Source organism: Flavobacterium sp. UM26, assembly GCF_057922445.1.
In genome coordinates this window covers 27,951-49,481 of record NZ_JBVHCY010000009.1, presented here as the reverse complement: position 1 = coordinate 49,481, position 21,531 = coordinate 27,951, and the positions used below count along the sequence as shown (strand labels likewise).

Below are 21,531 nucleotides of genomic sequence, written 5' to 3'. Positions count from 1 at the left end.
ATTAAAAAAATATGAAAAAAATATTAAAATCAACAGGATTAATTATCGCAATGGTAAGTATGGTCACCTTCTCCTCTTGCGAGACTACAGACCTTGACCTTAGAGAAGATCCAAATGCTTTATCTGTAAACGCAGCAAACCCTGACTTACTATTAAACAAAATACAAACTCAGTTTGCTAGTACAATGCAAGGTTTTGGAACAGTAGGATCTGAAGTAAGCCGCTTAAAGTGGATGTTTGGTCGTAATTACCAAGATGATGCTTACAGCGCAAGTACCTTTAATGGTGATTGGGAAGATTCCTATCAAGTAATTTTGAAGAATATCCAAGTAATGACTCCACTTGCTGAAGCTAAAGGATTAAAAAAACACATCGGTATAGCTCAAGTAATAGAGGCATACACTATTGTTACATTAGTAGATTATTTTGGAGACATTCCTTATAGTGAAGCATTAAGCAGTACCAATTTAACTCCAAAATTGGATTCAGGTAAAGATGTTTATGCTTCAGCTTTAGTATTACTAGATAAGGCTATTGTAAACTTTAAAGCTACTGCTCCAGCAAGTCCAAAAGATTTTTATTACAATGGAAACTGGACTAAATGGGAAAAATTAGCAAACACTATAAAATTAAAAATTTACTTACAAACTAGATTAGTAGATGCAACGGCTATCAGTAAATTTAATGCAATAATTGCTTCTAACAATTTCATCGGAACTGGTGAAGATTTTGAATTTCAATGGGGTACAAGTAACGCAAATCCAGACTCAAGACACCCAGAATATGTAAACAATTACACCCCTTCAGGAGTAGAAGCTGGTTACCAAGCCAACTGGTTAATGCAAGAAATGAAAAATGGAAAGTCAGTTCGTGACCCACGTTTACGCTACTATTTCTATAGACAAGTTAGTACAGTTCCAGTAAGTGAACAAGATTTAAGATGTACTGTGGAACCAGCACCTAACCACTATGTTGCAGGGAATTATGTATACTGTAGAATTGATAATGATCAAGGTTATTGGGGAAGAGATCATGGAAATGATGAAGGAATCCCAAATGATAGAACAAAAAGAACAGCCTCTGGTTTATATCCAGCAGGTGGTCGTTTCGATGACAATACTTTTAGACCAATCAATAGTATAAGCCTTGGAGCTTTAGGAGGTGGTATTACACCAATCATTTTGGCTTCAACCGTTGATTTTTGGAGAGCTGAAGCTGCTTTATCACCTGGTGGTACAGGAGATGCAAAAGCGTTAATGTTGGCGGGTGTTACAAAATCTATTGCTAAAGTACAAAGCTTTATATCAAAAGATAAAACTGCTATCACTAGCTTTGTTCCAACCTCTGCTGATGTTCAAGCCTATATTGATGCTGTGGATGCAAGATATACAGCTGCAACTGACAAACTAGATGTAGTTATTACAGAGTTCTTTATTTCTCTTTATGGAAACGGAACCGATGCTTACAATGCTTACAGAAGAACTGGATTACCAAAAAAGATTCAACCTAATATTGAAGAAAAAGTTGATGGTTTCATTCGTTCATTCTTATACCCTGCTTCAGTAACAGGAACAAATCCAAACATTAAACAAAAAGCAAAAGTAACACAACGCGTTTTCTGGGACAATAATCCTGAAACAGGTTTCCCTTTTGGTAACTAAAAATAAATTATTATGAAAAAAATATTTAAATCATTAAGCGCAGTATTGCTCGCCGTTACTTTATTTTCTTGTAACGAAGGAGACAATCCTATTGACACTGTACTGAACGATGTAACAAGTGGTGCTGCTTTAAGAACTGCAAAAATTGGAAGCTCAAGCATTCCTTTAGGAGATGCTACTGGTAAATTTCAAGTAACTTTAGAAGTACAAGATGCAAAGAACGGTAACGATACAGACAAAATTGACGTATATGTATCTTTCAATGATAATTCTCCTGCAAATGGCTCCAACCCTAAACCAGAGGTTTTATTAAAGTCAATTCCTTCATCTGCGTTTGTTGCAGGTGCTAGAGAATTACCTTATGCAGATGTAACGGTTACAATCAGTGAACTACAAACCAGATTAGCCCTAACTGTAGCTCAATATACTGGTGGTGATCAGTTTGTAATCCGTTTAGCCCAAGTTTTAAAAGATGGACGAGTATTTACACGTGCTAATTCGAACTCAAACGTTGTGGGTGGTGCTTATTTCTCATCTCCTTTTCAATACAACGCTAATGTTGTTTGTCCAATTACCGAAAGTTTAGCTGGTACTCATACTTTTGTTTCTTCTAATATGAAAAGAGGACCATCAGGTTCTGCATGCGGTGGAAGTACAACTGGAACAGTTACTTTTGGTTCAACAGCGACACCAGGTGTTTACACAATTAGCGATATGTCCTTTGGACAATATGGTTACTGCTGGGGAGATCCTGCTGCAACTTCTTCAACTGCAAGAGTTACATGGTTTTGTGACAAACTAGTAGCCTCAGGCACTGATTTTTATGGTGAAACATACACTTTTACTATTAAATCTGCTGCAGGTAACAAGATTACCTTAGACTGGATAAACTCCTATGGTGATTCAGGAACTGCTGAAATTACAAGAGCAGGAGGAGCAAATTGGCCAGCAATCTTCGCCAAATAAAAAACTTAATATTTTTAAAAACCACTCCAAAATTTGGAGTGGTTTTTTTTATATCCATTGTCTAATAAAACATAAACTATCTAGTTCCTCCTGCCCACCAAACTTTTTCAGTGTAAACATAAGATCCGTCGCCAAATGCTTCTCTCACGTGTACATTGGCTGATACATCTGAAGCACCATAACTAAATCGTTGTGGAAACAAGTCAGGTCTAGCATTTACTAATGGTATCAAATCACCATCTCCCATGGCAGCTAAACGACGGGTGTCATTATAATCTTCAATTCCCTCGTTTTCATAGAAAGAAATGTGCTTTTCAACCATAATTTTTTTCAACAAATCTCTACCTGTTAATGTTCCTATAGATGCAATGTACGCATCTGCCTGAGCTTGAGTGAATGTAATTACTTGTTGTTTTTTGTAAGCCGCTGAAATTGCTTTATTCAAAGTAGCTTGTGCTTCAGCGTTTTTACCTAATCTAGCTTGAGCTTCTGCTTTTAAAAATAACAATTCATGATAGCCTAACACATAAATTGGGTTTTTCTCGCTCATGATTCCTGAAATTGAATATACCCCTTGTGCTTCAGCTGGTAAAGCCAAAGAGTTATCCATAGGATTAACTACTCCATTTTTCTTTGTAAAAAACACGGCAGTTCTAGCATCGGCTGGACCATTTGCTTGCATTAAGTCATAAAAACTTTTAGCTACACACAATCCACCTCTATCCATTTCAAAACGAGCATAAGGATTTGGAATTTCGCTATTAACCAATTTGAATTCTTCGCTAGCATTGGCAAAAGAAGCATCTACATAATCAATAACCGCTTGATAGTTTGGCTTTACTAATGACAAACGCATCGTATATCGAGCTAACAACCCTTTAGCGGCTTTTATCCATTTTGAAGAATTACCACCATATATTACATCTTGAGCACCTAAACTAGCATATGAGGTCGTTTTACCTAAATTTACCACAGCTTCATTTAATAATCTGAAAACCTCTTGATAAATTACTTCTTGCTTGTCTAACTTAGGCTGAAGATTTTGAATATTTAAAGCTTCGCTATGAGGCACATCACCAAACAAATCGGTTAGCAAAGCTAAATTGTAAGCATATAGAATCTGTGCTACACCTAAAGTTTGATAATTTCCTTGTTCTGCTCCACCTGCACTACATTTTTCAATGATAATTTTTAGAGCACGCAATTGTCTGTAACTTGTATTCCAAGAATTATTATAAGTAGACGATTTTTGTGGTTCTCCATCTCTGATTTGTGCTTTATAGGTTTGATTGTGATTTCCTGCATTCAACTCTGAGTATACCCCAGCATAAAAAGAGTTATCCGCTCCTGTTAGTTGAAATGCAGAAGCCACCATGACATCGGTAATGATTAACCTACTTGGAACATCCGTGGGTTCATTGGGATTAGAATTGATATCATCCATGATATCTTCTGAACAAGACTGAAACAAAAACAGTCCCATTAGAGTAAGCAAAGTGATTTTAATATTTTTCATCGGTTGATTTTTTTAAATTAAAAAGTAACATTTAAACCCACACCATAACTTTCGGCTTGAGGCAAGGACCATTGTTCAAATCCACCAGCCATATTGTTATTTCCTTGAGAAGCTTCGGGATCTAAATTGGGTAATTTAGACCACAATAAAATATTTCTTGCGAAAACTGACGCTCTCAAATCAATTTTTTCTTTAAAGATTTTAGGAAATTGGTAAGCAAATGTTACCTCTCTTAACTTTACAAAACTGGCATCAAAAACAGCACTTTCTGTAATATCAGATAATCTAGAATTCAATTGCTGAATTCCATTTACGCCAAGAGCAATATCGTTCGCAGTTCCATCTTCTTTAACACCAGGATAAATGTATCCAGCTTCTCTGTTTGCCGTTGAAGCATCTACCCCATAGTAGCGCATCAAACTATTGGAACCACTGTACATTTTTCCACCATTTTTCCAATCGAAAGTTGCCCCCAAAGACATTCTTTTATAAGAAACTTGAGTAGAACCTCCAAGTGTAAACTTAGGCATTACTTCCCCAATAGCTTTCTCTTCTCCAATCATTGGCAATCCATATTGGTCTACCATGATATTGTTGTTATCGTCTCTTTTGTAACTTGTTCCATAAATCACAGGAAACATATCGCCAACATTCGCTCTAATTTGAGGTGATACAAAACCACCTAAAAAGATACTTTCAACCCCTGGCGCTAATTCATCTACCACAGAAACTACTTTAGAGAAGTTGATGTTAAAATCCCAATTAAAATCTTCTGTTTTTACAGGATTTACATTCAACACAATTTCATGTGCATTGGTATGAATTTTTCCTCCATTGGTTACAAAAGAACTAGCTCCAACAGATCCAGCCAAAGGCACATTAAAAATCTGATCTTTTACATTTTGTCTAGAATAGGTATAATCGATACCAATTCTATTTTTAAAGAATCGCAAATCAAAACCAAACTCATAGGATTGGGTATTTTGAGGTTTCAAATTTGGATCATACACTATAGGATATGGAATAAAGGAACTTACTCCTCCAACTGGATATTGTACTGGTGGCGCACCCCAAAATCCTCCACCATAACTTGGTGTAGAATAATAATCCATAAAATAAGTACCAGCTTGTCCTACTTCAGCAAAAGACGATCTGATTTTTGCATATGATAACACTGGGCTGTTTTTCAAAGCTTCCAATTCAGTTAACACAAAACCTAATGAAACCGATGGATAAAGGAAATCTCTATTCCCTCTTGGCATCGTTGAAACATAGTCTTGACGAACTGTAGCCCCTAAATACAACATGTTTTTGTATGACAATTCACCATTACTGAAAAAACCAACAGTTCTATTTTGTCTTCTTCGCTCAACCGAAGTTACTTTTCTGGCATTAGCTATCGTTGGCCAACCACCAAAGTTAAATCCAGTACCTAAGTCATCATAGGTTTTTCTGTTTTCGTGGTTGAATTCATTTCCTACTAACACATTGAATTTAAAATCCTCATTGATATCTAAACTATAATTTGCGGTAAACAAAGAGTTCAACACATCGGTAGTAATACCATAAAGGTTAGCTCTACTTTGTGCACCTGTTAAATCATGTTTACTACCAAATTCAAAAATATCTCTATAGTTTGTTGTATACGAATCGATACCCATTTGATATCTGAATACTAACTTATGTTTGTCATCTAAACTAATTACTGGAGCATACTGTACGTGAGCATTTCCGAAAAAACGATTGGTTTTTTCGCTGTTTTCATTATGCTCAGCAGCCCAGTAAGGATTGTTAAAAGTATTTCTTCTATAAAACACTTGATCATAAGGGTTTGTAGCCGAAGCAAAACCATTCCCTTTCAAGTCATAACTTCTTGGTGCACCATACACCCCCACTAAAGTGGCATCATTTGCAGAAGTTGTCTTGTCGATAGCCGTTTGTACATAATTGAAAGAAAATCCAGATTTCCATTCATTATTCAAATTGGTCTCAACTACTGCTTTCATATTATAACGATTTAAACCTGTAGCTGGTAACATCCCTTCTTGGTTAGTGGCACCAATACCAAAAGAATAATTCGTTTTCTCGGTTGATTGGCTCACATTGAAAGTGTTGTTTACTGTAACTCCAGTTCTAAAATAATCGTCAATATTGTTATGTGCTTTTGGAGCTACCCATGGATCTAAGCCTGCTTTGGCTCTTTGAGGCACATAATACATCCCTGGTCTTAATACTCCCCCATTTAAAGCATTTGCCACATTCCCTCCATAGGTAGGATCATTTGGTAGTTCTGAGATCTTAGGTCCCCAACTGGTAGAAGCATATGGATTAAATACACCATTAGAACCTTGTGCATATTCATTTTGTGTACTTGGTTTTTTTGATACCAACTCAAAACTAATGTTATTAGAATAACTATATACTGGTTTCCCGTTTGTTGCTAATCCTTTCCCACTTTTGGTAGTGATAAGAATAACCCCGTTGGAAGCTCTAAGACCATACAATGCAGAAGCTGCTTGCCCTTTTAAGATAGAAATAGAAGCAATATCGTTAGGATCGATATCTACTGCTCTATTGGCAGAATCGGCACCAGTAACACTATTTCCTGTAGAATAATCCGCTTGTGACGCTACTGGCATTCCGTCAATTACATATAAAGGCGTGTTGTTACCTGTAAATGAACGCGCGCCACGAATTACAATTTGTGAAGAAGCTCCAGGAGCACCACTAGAAGGCGTAATTTGAACCCCTGCAATTTTACCTTGCAAAGCGCCAGAAAGATTACTATTCCCTCCTTTATTTAATTCTGCAGCTTTCAATTCTTGAACCGCATATCCAACTGCGCGACTACTCTTTTTAACCCCTAAAGCAGTTACCACAACGGTTTCTAATTCATTTGAATTTTCAACCATAGAAACATTTAATGAAGTTTTATCCCCAACAACAATAGTAACATCTTTCATTCCCATGTAAGAAAATACCAAAACATCTCCGGTTTTAGCTTTAATGGAAAAAAGGCCATCAAAATCCGTTTGAACCCCCAAAGTGGTCCCTTTGACAAGTACATTTACACCAGGTATAGGTCCTGAATTATCAGAAACTTTCCCTGTGACCAATTTTTCTTGTGCAAAACATAGTTGCAAAATAAACACTAATGAAAGTGTTGTTATCCATTTAAATTTAGATCTCATAATGATTATTTTGTATTAGTAAAAAAACAAACATGCCATTTATTATTCAAAATCACAAAATGAGAAATCATCAAAATATTTTATGAAAACGTTGTAAAAATCAGTGTTTTTTAAACGTTAAATGTTAACATAATGCTGATTATTCAATATTTTTTTATTTACAAAATACATATTGATTTTTAATCTAAAATTCAAAAAACATCTTCCAACAATTTTAACAAGGAAAAAATTAGAGCCCCTTTTAGTACAAAAGTTTAAATTTTAACTTTCTTTAAAGTTTTATAACGTTTTGTGAATACTATTAATACTACTAAAGAAAAAGGGAAACCTCAAAACGACACCATTAATTCTGAGCAAATTCTATTAAATTCTTTACATTAATCGTAACAAAAAACAGATTACAATTCGAAGACACAACACATCTTAACACTTTGGAAACCTACCTCATATTAACAAATGATAGAATACGAAAAAGGCATTGCAATAATTCAATATTAAAATACTAATTTTGCAAGATGGAAAAAGAACATCAAATATTTGGGATAAGAGCGATCATTGAAGCGATTCAAGCGGGAGCAACTGTAGATAAGGTTTATATTCAAAAAGAAGCTAGTGGAGAATTAATGAAAGACTTAATGAAAGTCATGAAAAGAGAAAACATTAATTTCTCCTATGTTCCTGTTGAGAAACTAAACCGTTTGACTCCAAATAATCATCAAGGTGCGGTGGCAACTATCTCTCCTATTTCCTTTTTTGATTTAGAATCTTTGATTGAAACGGTTCTTGAAAATGGAAAGAATCCGTTATTCTTAGTGTTGGATGGAATATCTGATGCTAGAAATTTTGGAGCGATTATCAGAACTGCTGAATGTACTGGAGTGAATGGTATTATTATTCAAAAATCAGGTTCGGCGCCTGTAAATGGAGATACAGTAAAAACTTCAGCAGGAGCGGTATTTAATATTCCGATTTGTAAAGTAGACCATATTAAAGATGCTATTTTCTTATTGCAAGCGAGCGGCATTAGCACGGTTGCGGCAACTGAGAAAACAGACCAAAGTTTGTACGATGTAACGCTTTCTGGACCTACTGCTATTGTAATGGGAGCCGAAGACCGAGGTATTAATCCATCGGTATTAAAAATCATTGACGAGAAAGCTAAATTGCCTATGTTTGGGACCATTGGTTCATTAAACGTTTCAGTTGCTTGTGGTGCTTTCCTATATGAAGCAGTAAGACAGAGAAGTTAGATATAGAATACAATTTGTGACAAAATAATCACGAATTACTCAATTTCAAAGGAATCAAGACTCTTGTTTTGGTTCCTTTTTTGTGTGGGTACACAATCGTAATGTATGGGTAAATTGGAAGTAAAATAAGCCATTATAGGATCTATCTCTTCCTCTACCTCTGGTTTTGGTGGGTTGACAAAGTTGCCATTTTCGTCAAAACGTTGCATAAATTTGTCTTGAGACGGGTCATAATCTGGGCGCTCCCAGTCGTATTTGTATATTTTTTGATACTCTTCGGCTTTGAAAACGATGGACAATAAAAATCCAGTAATAAAACCTGCTAAATGACCTTCCCAAGAAATGGTATTATCTACTTCGGGGAAAACATACCAAATCAAACCACCATAGACCAAAACGACGGCTAAAGAAAGTGCTACCAAACGATAATATTGCGTTTGAATTCCCTTAAAGAATATAAAACTCACTAAAACATAAATGAGTCCACTAGCACCAATATGATAATTAGGACGACCTATAACCCAAGTAATACCACCAGACAAAACTATTCCGAAACATAGAACTGCTAGCGTTTGTTTAGGATAAAAATAAGATAGGGCTATCAACAAAACGAGTAATGGCAGGGAATTATTATACAGATGCAACAAATCAGCATGAATGAAAGGACTAAAAAAGACACCTTGTAAACCCGAGAAAGTACGTGGATAAATCCCATTCTTATCAAAATCGAAATGGAAACGAATTTCTAGCCAATAGACCAACCATATCGTCAATAAAAAAAGTAGCGGTAATAGGACTACGCGATTACGAAATTGAAAATGGGTTTCTTCCATAGGATAAATGCTATGCAATTGGTCTCTCAAAAATACATCCAAAATAGCAGAAATGCTAAATTGTCATATCTAATGTGTCGTGGTGGGTTTAGCCCAGATGGGAATGGAAAGCCCGGAGTGCCGCGTTCTATTTTTTTCTTGGTAGAAAAGAGCGACCAAAGGAAGCTCCTTTTATGCCTAGAAAAAAAAGAGCGCGGCGCGAGGACTTGTAATGTACAGCTGGATTGGCTCCTGAAAACTATAAAAATGTTTATTTTTGTGGTATGGAAGCACCTTTAGCAGAACGCATTCGGCCACAAGCCTTGACGGATTATATAAGTCAAACCCATCTGGTGGGGCCCAACGGCTCATTGACGCAACAAATTAAGAACGGCATTATCCCTTCCCTACTTTTTTGGGGACCTCCTGGGACTGGCAAAACTACGCTGGCGCAGATTATTGCACAGGAATCTAAACGACCTTTTTATGAATTGAGCGCCATCAATTCGGGCGTGAAGGATATTCGCGATGTGATTGAAAAAGCCAAACAAAGTGGCGGTTTGTTTACGGCCAAAAATCCGATTTTGTTTATTGATGAGATTCATCGTTTTAGTAAATCGCAACAAGATTCGCTTTTGGCGGCGGTGGAAAAAGGGTGGATTACCTTGATTGGTGCTACAACTGAAAATCCGAGTTTCGAGGTGATTCCCGCGTTGTTATCGCGCTGTCAAGTGTATATTTTGAATGCTTTTACGAAACAGGATTTAGAAGCTCTGCTGGAAAGAGCAATGAAAGCGGACGCCATTTTGGCCAGCAAAAAAATTGAATTACAAGAAACCGAAGCTTTGCTGAGATTATCTGGAGGCGATGGTAGAAAACTGCTAAATATATTTGAATTGGTAGTCAATGCGTCGGCCTCGGAACCGATAATCATTACCAATGAGCGAGTTTTGGAATTGGTGCAACAAAACACGGTTTTGTATGACAAGACGGGAGAACAACATTATGACATTGTTTCCGCTTTTATAAAATCGATTCGAGGAAGTGACCCCAACGGGGCAGTATATTGGTTGGCCCGAATGATTGAAGGTGGCGAAGACGTCAAATTTATAGCCAGACGTATGTTGATTTTGGCAAGTGAAGACATTGGCAATGCTAATCCCACGGCATTTATTATGGCTAATAATACGTTTCAGGCGGTGGCCACGATTGGCTATCCTGAGAGCCGCATTATTTTGAGTCAGTGTGCGGTGTATTTGGCAACTTCCCCAAAAAGTAATGCCTCGTATATGGCCATTGGCACAGCACAACAAATCGTAAAACAAACAGGAGATTTGCCTGTACCCTTGCACTTAAGAAACGCACCAACAAAATTAATGAAGGAGTTGGGCTATGGCGAAGAATACAAATATTCGCACGATTACGCGAACAATTTCGCCGAACAAGAATTCCTTCCTGACGCACTGAGCAACACGCCTATTTATGTTCCCGGTAATAACTCGAGAGAAAATAGTATTCGAGAGTTTTTGAAAAATAGATGGAAAGATAAGTATGGATACTAATGAAGTTAGAAGTTAGAAGTTAGAGGTTAGAAATTAGAAGTTAGAAATTAGAAATTAGAAGTAAATAAAAACGAGAATGCTTTGATGAATCAAAGCATTCTCGTTTTTATTATATGTGTGGTTGGTCTTCTAAACTAACTAAAACTTAATCGCTATTTTTTCAGACATTAGTTGGTCATTTTGATAATACTCAAAAAACCACTCGTTGTCTTTTAAAAGTAAAGCACCTTGAACACCGTCTCTAACAGCCGTAAAATAATCGCTTTTTGAGGTTTTGTACAATTTCATAACAACTTTTGGAGTCGTATCTACTAATTGATAGCCATTGGCTGTAGGTTGCGCGTAATAGACTGTAGTATTGGCTACTACATTAGTTCCTACTACAGTACTAACAGGTGCACTAGCATTGGATACAACTGGGACTGGCACAGCAACAGGCTTTGGTGTTGAAACTAAATTTGTACTTGTTGAAACCACAGGTGTTGCTCCTGGGGTATACTTATAATGCATTGCATACAATGAATTGAAAGCTTCGTTTATTACTTCTGTATATGCCAATTGATAATCCTTTTCTTTGGTATAGGCTGTAGTTGATTTAAAAATTTCCTTTCCATTACAATCTTTCAACACAAAATACATCTTGGTAGCCAAAAAAGCTTTTACATTAATAACGTCAATATACAACAAACTGCATTTGTCGTAGGGATTAGGCTCTTCTGCATAAAAGGCTTCAAAACCTGCTTTATTCAAATTAAACTTCGTTAGCGTTGACAAACGATATTCATTCGTTTTTTTTTGAAAATCAAATTTCAAAGGAACTATAACTGCTCTAAAATCATTTAGTGATTGAGCGAATGAAAAACTTGTCAAAAGGGCGAAAAAGAATAAAAAACGTACTTTCATTATCATTATTTTTAAAGTAAAAAAACAGAGGAAAAAACCTCTTTCTAATTGGTTTAAAGTTACAAGAAATTCTTTAACTCTAGTAAATGTTTCACTTGTTTGATTTCGGGCGCTACAGGAACCTGATTTGGATTGAAAAATATAGCTGTTAAACCCGCGTTTATCGCCCCATTTACATCTGCATCGAGACAATCCCCAATCATTACACTCTGCTCCTTTTTGGTATTGGCCATCTCGAGTGCGTGCTCAAAAATAATAGGATTCGGTTTCTTAACCCCTGCCATTTCTGAATTGGTAATGGTTTTAAAATAAATTTCTAAATTAGAATTTCTAACTTTTTTATCTTGAACAGCAGCAAAACCGTTTGTAATAATATGCAAAGTGTATTTCTTATGCAAGTATTCTAAAATATCAATAGTTCCTTCGAATAGAAAGTTATTTTCAGGCAACAAATCAATATAGTCAATTGCCATTTGATGAATTGCTGCGTCAGAAATAGCATATCCTAAGGCATCAAATGACAATTTCAAACGGTCATAACGCAATTGATTATGCGTAATCTTATCTTGTTGATACAGTTTCCAACAGGCTTGGTTAAATGGGATATATTTTTCTATAAATAAGGTCGTATCCACATCAGGATGATTTTTTTTGAAAATAGCATCAAAAGCCATTTCAGAATTTTTGTCAAAATCCCAAAGAGTGTGATCTAAATCAAAAAAGACATCGGTTATATTTTTTAAAAGCATACTATTATTTGAATATTCGTTTATCAAAAGGAAAATCAACTTGCTCTATGATTTGAATTTGCTTAAAATCCTTATGAAACGGATTGATTAAGAAATTGAAATCTCCTTTGACCACTGCTGAAGGTACTTTGAGTATCGCAAAATCATTTTGTTGAATAAAGCGATCTCCAATTACAGCCGTATGAAAAGAGGAAGGAAACACATTCCAATCTGATTGTAAATCAGCCATTTTGACTTCGCTAATTTCGATAGTGTCAGGAATAGAAATGGTTAGCATTACAAAATCGCTTGGCAAAGTAGCTAATGACAAATGTACTACCACTTCTGCCATAGCAAGTGCTCTACTTTCTGCTGTGTAAATGATTTCTGTGCCTTTAGAGTTCCATCTCGCACCACAGATTGAAGCACCTTTACCTGACAACTCTATGGGATACTTCTTTCGGGCTAGTCGAAAAACTTCCATTACACAAAAATACCTTGGTCGATTTTTACCATCTCTTGCAAGACCATTTCTTTACCGTAAGAATCTCGCAATAACTCAATTGGTTTTAGATTACCTAAAGCATATGAAGGAAGCGTTAACCAGCTGTAAAATTGTTCTTCTGAATCAAAAATGGTTCTGCCAACGGTGGTGACTTCGGCCAGTTCTAATATTTTTTCGGATTGCAAAGGTTTAAAAACAAAACTATCCTTGGCACGACTGCGCTGTAAAGATTTTGTAGATATTCCTAAGAAAAGCGCCCAATCTTCTTCATTAAAAGGCGTTTGTTCTTGAATCAATTTAAAAAATTCATAGGGAATCCCTTCGCGAATGGCGTGAACAATTAGCATTTTATTCTTTAAAAAATCAGCATACGTCAATTTTTTATTCAACACTTTGTAGCCACTACTTTGCTCTAATTTAGAAACAAAAGAACGCACCATTGCATTGATAGCTGTTTGAGAATTTAGTTTAATAGCTTCCATAAAAAAGACATTTGTCTGCAAATATAAGACAAATGTCCGTATTAAATACGTTAATTATAAAATTCCTTCATCAGCAAAGCTAAAATAACTATGCTCAGTGACAATTATATGGTCTAAGACAGGAATATGCAACTGTAGTCCAGCATTTTTAATTTTTTTAGTTACCTGAATATCGGCTTCGCTGGCTTGCAATTTTCCTGATGGATGATTATGTGATAAAATTATTGCTACTGCATTTTGTTCTAATGCTATTTTAAATACTAATCGCACATCAACAACAGTTCCTGTAATTCCTCCTTTGCTGAGTTGTGCTTTAAAAATAATCTTATTCGCATTATTAAGATATACCACCCAAAACTCTTCGTGAGCTAACTCTCCTATTATTGGATACATTTCTTGATACATCACTTTACTCGAAGTTACTTTTACCAATTCGAGAGGGTTTTCTTCCTTTCTTCTACGACCTAATTCTAAAGCAGCGGCAATTGTAATGGCTTTGGCTTCGCCTATCCCTTTAAATTCCATCAACTGAGCCAAAGATTGTTTTCCTAAAGAAGACAAATTATTATTGACGCTAGCTAAAATACGTTTACTCAGCGCCACTGCCGATTCATTTCTGCTTCCTGAACCTATCAAGATGGCGACTAATTCGGCATCGCTTAAGGCACTTTTACCTTTGAGCATCATTTTTTCGCGAGGCTTGTCATCTTCTGACCAATGGGTAATAGGAAAATTAGTTGCTTCCAAATGCTAAATAATTAAAATTGAACACTATACTAGTTTTGAAAAAACATCGTTTTATAATAAAAGTAAAAAAATGAAAGCAATTTATTTAATTTTCCTACTAAATTATTTTTCGACTACTACTACAAATCCAGCTTTTACATCAAATACAAGAGCCTTCTCCATACAACTTTCGGAAGCTGCGCTAGCAATTATAAATCCAAATGTCAAATATGACCCAACTTATTGCTCCATAAAATATCCAAATGGGGATGTTCCCAAAAACAAAGGCGTTTGTACCGATGTAGTAATAAGAGCCTACAGAAAACTCAATATTGATTTACAAAAAGAAGTACACGAGGATATGAAGGCAAATTTTTCAAAATATCCCAATCTCAAAAAATGGGGAATGAAGAAAACCGATACCAACATTGACCACAGAAGGGTTCCAAATTTGGAAGTTTTCTTTGAAAGAAAAGGCAAAAAACTATTAGTATCCGATAGCGCTAAGGATTACAAAACCGGAGACATTGTCACTTGGATGATTAACGGAAAACTTCCTCACATAGGAATTGTAACTCATAAGAAATCAAGTGATGGTTTACGCCCCTTACTTGTTCATAATGTAGGATATGGACAAGTGTTAGAAGACTGCTTATTCAAATACAAGATAGTAGGACATTTTCAATACGAGAAATAAAAAAAGGTGCCAAAAACTGACACCTTATCATTATTTTATCAATTCGAAATTACAACATCAAATTTTTAACTTCATCAAAATTCAACCCTCCATAATTTCCAGAACTCATTAGCAATAGTGCAGAATTCTCTAAATTTTGATTAAACAAAAAAGTCTTGAATTCGGCTGGATTAGTATAAATGATTAAGTCTTCTCTGTTGAAAGCTTTAGCTATTTGTTCATACGTCACTTCTTCGAGTTGTTTAATTTTTACGGCATCCGGAGAATAGAAAACCACGGCAACATCAGCATATTCCAGTGCTCCTTCATATTCTTTTAAGAATTCGGCATTCAAACTGCTGTAAGTGTGCAATTCCAAACAAGCTACCAAAGTACGCTCAGGATATTGTTCTTTTACGGCTTTTGTAGTGGCAGCCACTTTACTTGGTGAATGCGCAAAATCTTTGTAAGCCACTTTCCCTTTACCTTCGGCAATTTTCTCCAATCGTTTCGAAGCTCCTTTAAAACTAGCAATCGCTTCATAAAAATCAGCTTCATCTACACCCATATTTTGACAAATCCATTTGGCACCCGCAAGATTATTCAAATTATGTGCTCCAAAAACTTCAATTGGCATAGGTCCTTCTGGCGTTTCTAAAAGCGTTACTCCATCTTTTACTTCATAGCTCGGAGTAGTATACGCCATTTTACGAATCGGATTCGTAGCTTCTTCGGCCACTCTTTTCACTTCTGCATCTTCTGCATTATACACTAAAATTCCGCCATTGGTGATTTTGCCAATAAAAATCTCGAATTGATTGACATAATTTTCATAGGTCGGAAACACATTGATATGGTCCCAAGCAATTCCAGAAATTAAAGCAATGTTCGGTTGATACAAGTGAAATTTAGGCCTTCTGTCAATTGGTGAAGACAAATACTCATCCCCTTCCAAAACCATAAAATCATTTTCTTCTGTAAGATGCACCATAGTATCAAACCCTTCCAATTGGGCACCCACCATATAATCTACTGCTATGTTATGATAGTGCATCACGTGCAAAATCATTGAGGTAATGGTAGTTTTTCCGTGTGAACCTCCAATTACAACACGGGTTTTGTTTTTGGATTGTTCGTATAAAAACTCAGGATAAGAGTAGATTTTCAATCCTAATTCTTGCGCTTTTAACAATTCTGGATTATCAGCTTTTGCGTGCATTCCTAGAATTACTGCTTCAATATCAGCAGTGATTTTTTCGGGAAACCAACCCAACTCAGCAGGCAAAATTCCCTTTTTCTCCAAGCGAGATTTTGAAGGTTCGAAAATAGCATCGTCGCTACCCGTTACTTTATATCCTTTGTTGTGAAGAGCCAAGGCCAAATTGTGCATTGCACTTCCGCCAATAGCTATAAAATGAGTTTTCATAGTAGATTCCAGATTTATAGGTTCTAAATTTCAAACGAAATTTGATTAATTTTTTTCAAATTGCCCTTTTAGTTCTTGCGCTTTCTTCGGGTTGTTTAATTTTTTCAAATATAATTGATATAATTTTTGAAAAGTGACTTTTGAATTGCCAATTTCGTGCGCTTTTTTATATTGAATTTCAGCAGCCGAATAGCGGTCAAAATACTCCTCAATATGCCCACGAGACAAATAACCATCTACTGGAGAAATTTTCAATAACTCATTAGAATACTGTATCGCTTTGGCTTGACTACCACCAACTATTCCGGGCAATTGCAAATTGAGTTCAATGAGTGCCCATCTCGCCTCAATGTGTTTAGGCTCTAGGGTTATGGCTTTTTCAAAAGAGGAACGAATGTCGCCAATCATCCCTAAAGCTTTGAATTTATTCACTTCTTTAGCTTTCATCCCCATAACGCCACCACATTTGTAATGATAGTCGGCTTCATTGGGTTTTATTTTTTTTAATTTATTGTAATAGCCTAGCGCTTTGTCCCATTGCTTTTGTTTTCCTGCGATATCGCCAAGATATTCTAACGCTTTCAAATCATTTGGATTTGTTTTCAATACCGACTCAAACAAAGGAGCTGCTTGTACATACTTTCCGGCTTCAAATAACTTTTCGGCTGTTTCGAAATTAGATTGTGAAACCATAAAAAGAGGAAATAGAATAAAAAACAGTACTGATTTTTTCATTCTTCAAAAATAAATAAATTTTAGAGTAAACAGACGCATAATTTACATTCAAGATAAACTAAGACGAAATAAATAATACAAAGAAAAAATTAAAATCACATTCCCCTAACACTACCATCTTATTTTCGTAAAAACTTTATATGAAATCGATAACAACCAAAAGTTTGCCTAAGCAAACACCGAAGAGAAGCAAGTCGATAACATATGTGTCCTTTAAAAAATATAATTCACACATATGAAAAGTAAACGAAAAATTCCTCTAGTCGTAATTAGTGATGTGCATTTGGGCACGTATGGTTGCCAAGCCAAAGAATTACTACAATACCTCAAATCCATTCAACCACAAATTTTAATTCTCAATGGCGATATTATCGATATGTGGAATTTCAGCAAAAGTTACTTTCCTGTGGCGCATATGAATGTTTTGAGACAAATCATAAAACTCTCCAATTTAGGAACAAGAGTCATCTACATCACCGGAAATCACGATGAAGCTCTTCGTAAATATTCCGATTTTGTTCTAGGAAATTTTGAGTTGGTCGATAAATTAGTTTTAGAAATCGATGGTAAAAAAACCTGGTTCTTTCACGGCGATGTGTTTGATTCCTCCACAAGAGGCTATGCCAAAATCCTTGCTAAATTGGGTGGCAAAGGTTATGATTTGTTGATTCTAATCAATAGTTGCATCAATTGGTTTCGCGAATTGTTCGGTAAAGAAAAAAGAAGCTACTCCAAAACCATCAAAGACAGTGTAAAAAAGGCCGTCGCTTTTATCAGCAATTTTGAAACCACAGCCGCCGAAATCGCCATAGAAAAAGGCTACAGCTTCGTGGTTTGTGGCCATATCCATAAACCTCAAATGAAAACCATCGAAAATGAGCACGGACAAGTCACTTATCTCAACAGTGGTGATTGGGTAGAAAATCTAACCGCTTTGGAATACAAAAAAGGAAAATGGAGCATCTACCAATACCTTAAAGAACATTACAAAGATGCCGATACTTCCGAAGAAAAAACAAAGAACGACATTGTGGTCAAAATCTTATCCTAATCTGTAAAATGAAAATATTCTACGCCATCCAAGCCACGGGAAACGGACACATTAGCAGAGCCATTCAACTCTACCCTTATCTGCAAAAGTATGGCGAAGTAGATTTCCTTTTAAGCGGCACTTACGCTTCTTTAAATCCAAGCATTCCTATCAAATACCGAAGCAACGGATTGAGCCTTCATTACAGTCAATGTGGCGGATTAGACTATTGGAATATTGCCAAAAAAGTAAAGCCCAACCAAATCTACAAAGATGCCCGTTCGCTACCACTAGACCAATACGATGTCATCATCAATGATTTTGATTCCATCACTTCATTTGCTTGTAAACTACAAAAAAAACATTCCGTGTCTTTTGGTCATCAAGCCAGTTTCACTTCAAAACTAACCCCTCGCCCCGAAAGAAAAGATGCCATTGGTGAATTAATTTTCAGACATTACGCACCCGCTCCTCAAAATATTGGATTGCATTTTGAGCGTTACGATGATTTCATTTTGCCACCCATCATCAAAGACGAAATCTTACACGCAGAGCCTAAAAATGGCGGACACATTACCGTTTATCTACCTTCTTTTCAAAAAGAGTGTTTAGAAAAAGCCTTCAATAAATTACCCAACGAGCACTTTCACTGGTTTTTGAGCGACGTAAAAACAAAGCATAGAGTCAAAAACATCACTTATTATCCAGTAGACCAAGCGCTGTTCAACAAAAGTGTAATCAAATGCCAAGGCATCATCACTGGCGGCGGATTTGAAACGCCTTCCGAGGCATTGTACCTTCGCAAAAAAATCCTTTCCATCCCCATTCGAAAACATTACGAGCAAGAATGCAACGCTGCCGCTCTAAAAAAAATGGGTATTCCCGTTATTTACGAAGTCGGTCGAGATTTCGATTTGATTATAGAAAATTGGCTCACCTTGCCTATGAATTACCCAAAAATCGAGGCCAATGTCATTCCACACACTTTAGACTTCTTGTTTGACACCTATTTCCAAAAACAAAACCGCCTTGAAATGAATCAAGACGGTCTTATCTATTAAAGTTTTTAGAAGCAGAAAAAATAGGCGTTCTGGTTGTCATCGTCCCGCTATCCGTTACAATCTTTGGTGTCGAACACCGCCACCAAAGGATTTTCACTGCTATCGGGGCTAAAGAGCCACAACATTCTTTCTTGCCTTCAATTTGATTTTGAACTATTTTACGATAGTCATTTCATCAATAATATTTTGAGCTCCAGCATATTTGTCAATAATCCAAAGCACAAAACGAATATCTAAATTGATGGTTCTTTGTAGTTTTTTATCAAAAATAACATCACCAGCCATAGCTTCAATGTTACCGTCAAAAGCAACACCAATCAACTCTCCTTTTCCGTTCAATACTGGTGAACCTGAGTTTCCACCTGTAATATCGGTATCAGTTAAGAAGTTTACTGGCATATATCCCGCTTTATCCGCATATTGACCAAAATCTTTAGCTTTATTCAACTCCAATAAGCGAGCAGGCAAATCAAACTCAGCGTCACCCGCTTTGTATTTGTTCACCATTCCAGTCATCGTTGTGTAATTGTTAATTTTGGCATCGTTACGTTTGTCAGCAGGCAAAGCACGAACTTTTCCGTAAGTCAAACGCAAAGTAGAATTCGCATCTGGATACTGAATCGTATTCAATTTTGATTCTCTCAAACCTTCCACCAATTTGCGGAAAGCGATAGCAAAATCATCATCAGCTTTGGATTGTTCTGGAGATTTCGCTCTGATTTTGGTCATCAAATCATTAGAAATAACATACAAAGGGTCGTTAGTAATAGTTTCAACTTTAGGCTCTTTCAAAAACGCAAGCACTGCATCTTTTGAAGTAAAAATACTAGAAGTCACCGCTTTGTGTACATCATTGGTAAAATCACCATTATTTGCCGCTTTCATTTCAGCTACTTTTGGTGCCAAACCATATTCAGCCGCTTTAGCAGCATACAAATTCAATTGTGCGGTCAATACTTCTTTTTCAAGAGGGGCGTACAAACTTCCGTAAGCGCCATCAATTGCTGAAGTTAGTCTTGGCAACATTTCAGCTCTTTTTGCTTCGTTTTCTTTAGCATAAGCGATTAAACCATTTCCTAAACTAGCAGGTAAAGTTCCGTAAGTCGCAGTACGCAATAATTGTGTCAAATAGTTATCGTGACGCGCTTTTAAGTTGGTTTGCGCATAGTAGTTATTGATTGTAGCAATAACGTCTCCGTATTTCGCTTTGTTCTCCGCTTTGTTAGCCCAAGCATTAAATTTAGCTTCTTCTTTCGTTTTGGTTTGAGCCGTTTTAGCTTTGGTCAAAGCATCAATCATTCCTTGACGGTTTTTCCAGTAGTTTGCTGTAGACGCATATTTAGAAGCATATTGCAAATTTACCGTAGCATCTTTAGTCATAAACTTTTTCATATTGTCCATTCCAGTTTTGGCACCTTCTACCCAAGCAGGATAAGCATACTTCACGTTTTGCTCAATTCCATTAGCTGGCATCCATCTGTTGGTACGACCAGGATACCCTAAAATCATAGCATAATCGTTCTCTTGCACTCCTTTTAAGCTTATTGGCAAATAATGTTTTGGTTGCAATGGCACATTCTCTGGAGAATACTCTGCTGGATTTCCGTCTTTATCAGCATACACTCTAAACATAGAAAAATCCGCAGTGTGACGTGGCCATTCCCAGTTGTCGGTGTCTCCACCAAATTTCCCTAAACTCTCTGTTGGAGTTCCTACCAAACGAACGTCTTTGTAATCTTGGTACACAAAATAGTAGTATTCATTTCCTTGAAAAAACGGACGAACCGAAACAGTATACTTTCCGCCTTCATTGTTCTCTTTTTCAATCAAAGCAATCTCTTGTTGAATCGCTTTGTTGCGCTCAGCTTCTGTCATTTTATCATTTACTTTAGACAAAATACGTTTAGAAACATCATCCATACGCACAAAGAAACGAACGAACAACGACTTTGGTTTTAGTTCTTGACTTTTGTCTTTTGCCCAAAAACCATTTTTCAAATAGTTATTTTGTTCTGATGACAATTCTGCAATCGCGTCATAGCCACAGTGGTGATTGGTCAAAACTAGACCTTGTTTTGAAACAATTTCGGCAGTACATCCGCCATTGAATTGTACAATCGCATCTTTCAAACTGTGGTGGTTGATACTGTAAATTTCCTCGGCTGTCAATTGCAAGCCCATTTTTTCCATATCTCTATGGTTTAATCTTTCGATAAACATCAAGAACCACATTCCTTCATCTGCTTTTACAGGAAAAGCCATAAGGCATAAGGTCAAGAATAAGACAATCTTTTTCATATA

At 36.3% G+C, this 21,531-nt stretch carries 18 protein-coding genes; 7 read left to right on the top strand and 11 right to left on the bottom strand.

Features of this window, described 5'->3' with window-relative positions:
* The first annotated feature begins 11 nt into the window (after positions 1-11).
* Together ACZ1AQ_RS11380 and ACZ1AQ_RS11375 are read left to right on the top strand one after the other, a co-directional pair.
* Positions 12-1,661 carry a SusD/RagB family nutrient-binding outer membrane lipoprotein gene (locus tag ACZ1AQ_RS11380; protein ID WP_489633025.1) on the top strand — a complete coding sequence of 550 codons (1,650 nt, stop codon included), beginning with the start codon at positions 12-14 and terminating at the stop codon, positions 1,659-1,661.
* A 12-nt stretch (positions 1,662-1,673) separates the two neighbouring features.
* Positions 1,674-2,627, top strand: a complete 954-nt coding sequence (locus tag ACZ1AQ_RS11375; protein WP_489633024.1) for a hypothetical protein — start codon at positions 1,674-1,676, stop codon at positions 2,625-2,627.
* 76 nt (positions 2,628-2,703) lie between these two features.
* Here the strand turns inward: ACZ1AQ_RS11375 and ACZ1AQ_RS11370 are convergent, their stop codons facing one another.
* Together ACZ1AQ_RS11370 and ACZ1AQ_RS11365 are read right to left on the bottom strand one after the other, a co-directional pair.
* Complete coding sequence (locus ACZ1AQ_RS11370; protein ID WP_489633023.1) at positions 2,704-4,143, bottom strand: SusD/RagB family nutrient-binding outer membrane lipoprotein; 1,440 nt, start codon at positions 4,141-4,143, stop codon at positions 2,704-2,706.
* Between the two features lie 17 nt (positions 4,144-4,160).
* Positions 4,161-7,334: a SusC/RagA family TonB-linked outer membrane protein gene (locus ACZ1AQ_RS11365; RefSeq protein WP_489633022.1), complete on the bottom strand. Its 3,174-nt coding sequence runs from the start codon at positions 7,332-7,334 to the stop codon at positions 4,161-4,163.
* A 515-nt stretch (positions 7,335-7,849) separates the two neighbouring features.
* Here ACZ1AQ_RS11365 and rlmB point away from each other — a divergent pair.
* Positions 7,850-8,584, top strand: a complete 735-nt coding sequence (rlmB, locus tag ACZ1AQ_RS11360) for a 23S rRNA (guanosine(2251)-2'-O)-methyltransferase RlmB (RefSeq protein ID WP_489633021.1) — start codon at positions 7,850-7,852, stop codon at positions 8,582-8,584.
* A gap of 35 nt (positions 8,585-8,619) precedes the next feature.
* On the opposite strand, the gene ACZ1AQ_RS11355 is transcribed toward rlmB, so the two are convergent.
* Positions 8,620-9,417, bottom strand: a complete 798-nt coding sequence (locus ACZ1AQ_RS11355) for a rhomboid family intramembrane serine protease (RefSeq protein ID WP_489633020.1) — start codon at positions 9,415-9,417, stop codon at positions 8,620-8,622.
* Between the two features lie 263 nt (positions 9,418-9,680).
* Here ACZ1AQ_RS11355 and ACZ1AQ_RS11350 point away from each other — a divergent pair, with 263 nt between their 5' ends.
* Positions 9,681-10,958, top strand: coding sequence for a replication-associated recombination protein A (locus ACZ1AQ_RS11350; RefSeq protein ID WP_489633019.1), 1,278 nt, complete (start codon positions 9,681-9,683; stop codon positions 10,956-10,958).
* 138 nt (positions 10,959-11,096) lie between these two features.
* Here the strand turns inward: ACZ1AQ_RS11350 and ACZ1AQ_RS11345 are convergent, their stop codons facing one another.
* From ACZ1AQ_RS11345 to radC, 5 genes are read right to left on the bottom strand one after another with little or no spacing between them, the layout of a single operon-like run.
* Entirely contained in the window at positions 11,097-11,861 is a 765-nt protein-coding gene (locus tag ACZ1AQ_RS11345; protein ID WP_489633018.1) for a hypothetical protein, read from the bottom strand.
* A 59-nt stretch (positions 11,862-11,920) separates the two neighbouring features.
* On the bottom strand, positions 11,921-12,610 hold the full coding sequence (locus tag ACZ1AQ_RS11340; protein WP_489633017.1) for a YjjG family noncanonical pyrimidine nucleotidase: 690 nt from the start codon (positions 12,608-12,610) through the stop codon (positions 11,921-11,923).
* Between the two features lie 4 nt (positions 12,611-12,614).
* Positions 12,615-13,073: an RES family NAD+ phosphorylase gene (locus tag ACZ1AQ_RS11335; RefSeq protein ID WP_489633016.1), complete on the bottom strand. Its 459-nt coding sequence runs from the start codon at positions 13,071-13,073 to the stop codon at positions 12,615-12,617.
* On the bottom strand, positions 13,073-13,576 hold the full coding sequence (locus ACZ1AQ_RS11330) for an Xre family toxin-antitoxin system antitoxin (RefSeq protein ID WP_438066466.1): 504 nt from the start codon (positions 13,574-13,576) through the stop codon (positions 13,073-13,075). The genes ACZ1AQ_RS11335 and ACZ1AQ_RS11330 overlap by 1 nt, the downstream gene beginning before the upstream one ends.
* A gap of 54 nt (positions 13,577-13,630) precedes the next feature.
* Entirely contained in the window at positions 13,631-14,323 is a 693-nt protein-coding gene (gene radC, locus ACZ1AQ_RS11325; RefSeq protein ID WP_489633015.1) for a RadC family protein, read from the bottom strand.
* 70 nt (positions 14,324-14,393) lie between these two features.
* Between radC and ACZ1AQ_RS11320 the strand changes: the two genes are divergently transcribed.
* Positions 14,394-14,999, top strand: coding sequence for a DUF1287 domain-containing protein (locus tag ACZ1AQ_RS11320; protein ID WP_489633014.1), 606 nt, complete (start codon positions 14,394-14,396; stop codon positions 14,997-14,999).
* A 49-nt stretch (positions 15,000-15,048) separates the two neighbouring features.
* On the opposite strand, the gene ACZ1AQ_RS11315 is transcribed toward ACZ1AQ_RS11320, so the two are convergent.
* Together ACZ1AQ_RS11315 and ACZ1AQ_RS11310 are read right to left on the bottom strand one after the other, a co-directional pair.
* Entirely contained in the window at positions 15,049-16,404 is a 1,356-nt protein-coding gene (locus ACZ1AQ_RS11315) for a UDP-N-acetylmuramate--L-alanine ligase (RefSeq protein ID WP_489633013.1), read from the bottom strand.
* A gap of 45 nt (positions 16,405-16,449) precedes the next feature.
* On the bottom strand, positions 16,450-17,139 hold the full coding sequence (locus ACZ1AQ_RS11310; protein WP_489633012.1) for a tetratricopeptide repeat protein: 690 nt from the start codon (positions 17,137-17,139) through the stop codon (positions 16,450-16,452).
* A gap of 235 nt (positions 17,140-17,374) precedes the next feature.
* Here ACZ1AQ_RS11310 and ACZ1AQ_RS11305 point away from each other — a divergent pair, with 235 nt between their 5' ends.
* Positions 17,375-18,190 (top strand): UDP-2,3-diacylglucosamine diphosphatase, encoded by an 816-nt coding sequence (locus ACZ1AQ_RS11305; RefSeq protein ID WP_489633011.1) that lies wholly within the window; start codon positions 17,375-17,377, stop codon positions 18,188-18,190.
* Between the two features lie 8 nt (positions 18,191-18,198).
* Positions 18,199-19,230, top strand: a complete 1,032-nt coding sequence (locus ACZ1AQ_RS11300; protein ID WP_489633010.1) for a glycosyltransferase family protein — start codon at positions 18,199-18,201, stop codon at positions 19,228-19,230.
* 153 nt (positions 19,231-19,383) lie between these two features.
* Here ACZ1AQ_RS11300 and ACZ1AQ_RS11295 read toward each other — a convergent pair whose 3' ends face one another.
* A complete protein-coding gene (locus tag ACZ1AQ_RS11295) occupies positions 19,384-21,528 on the bottom strand; it encodes a S46 family peptidase (RefSeq protein ID WP_489633009.1) in 2,145 nt (714 codons plus the stop codon).
* Between the last annotated feature and the right edge of the window lie 3 nt (positions 21,529-21,531).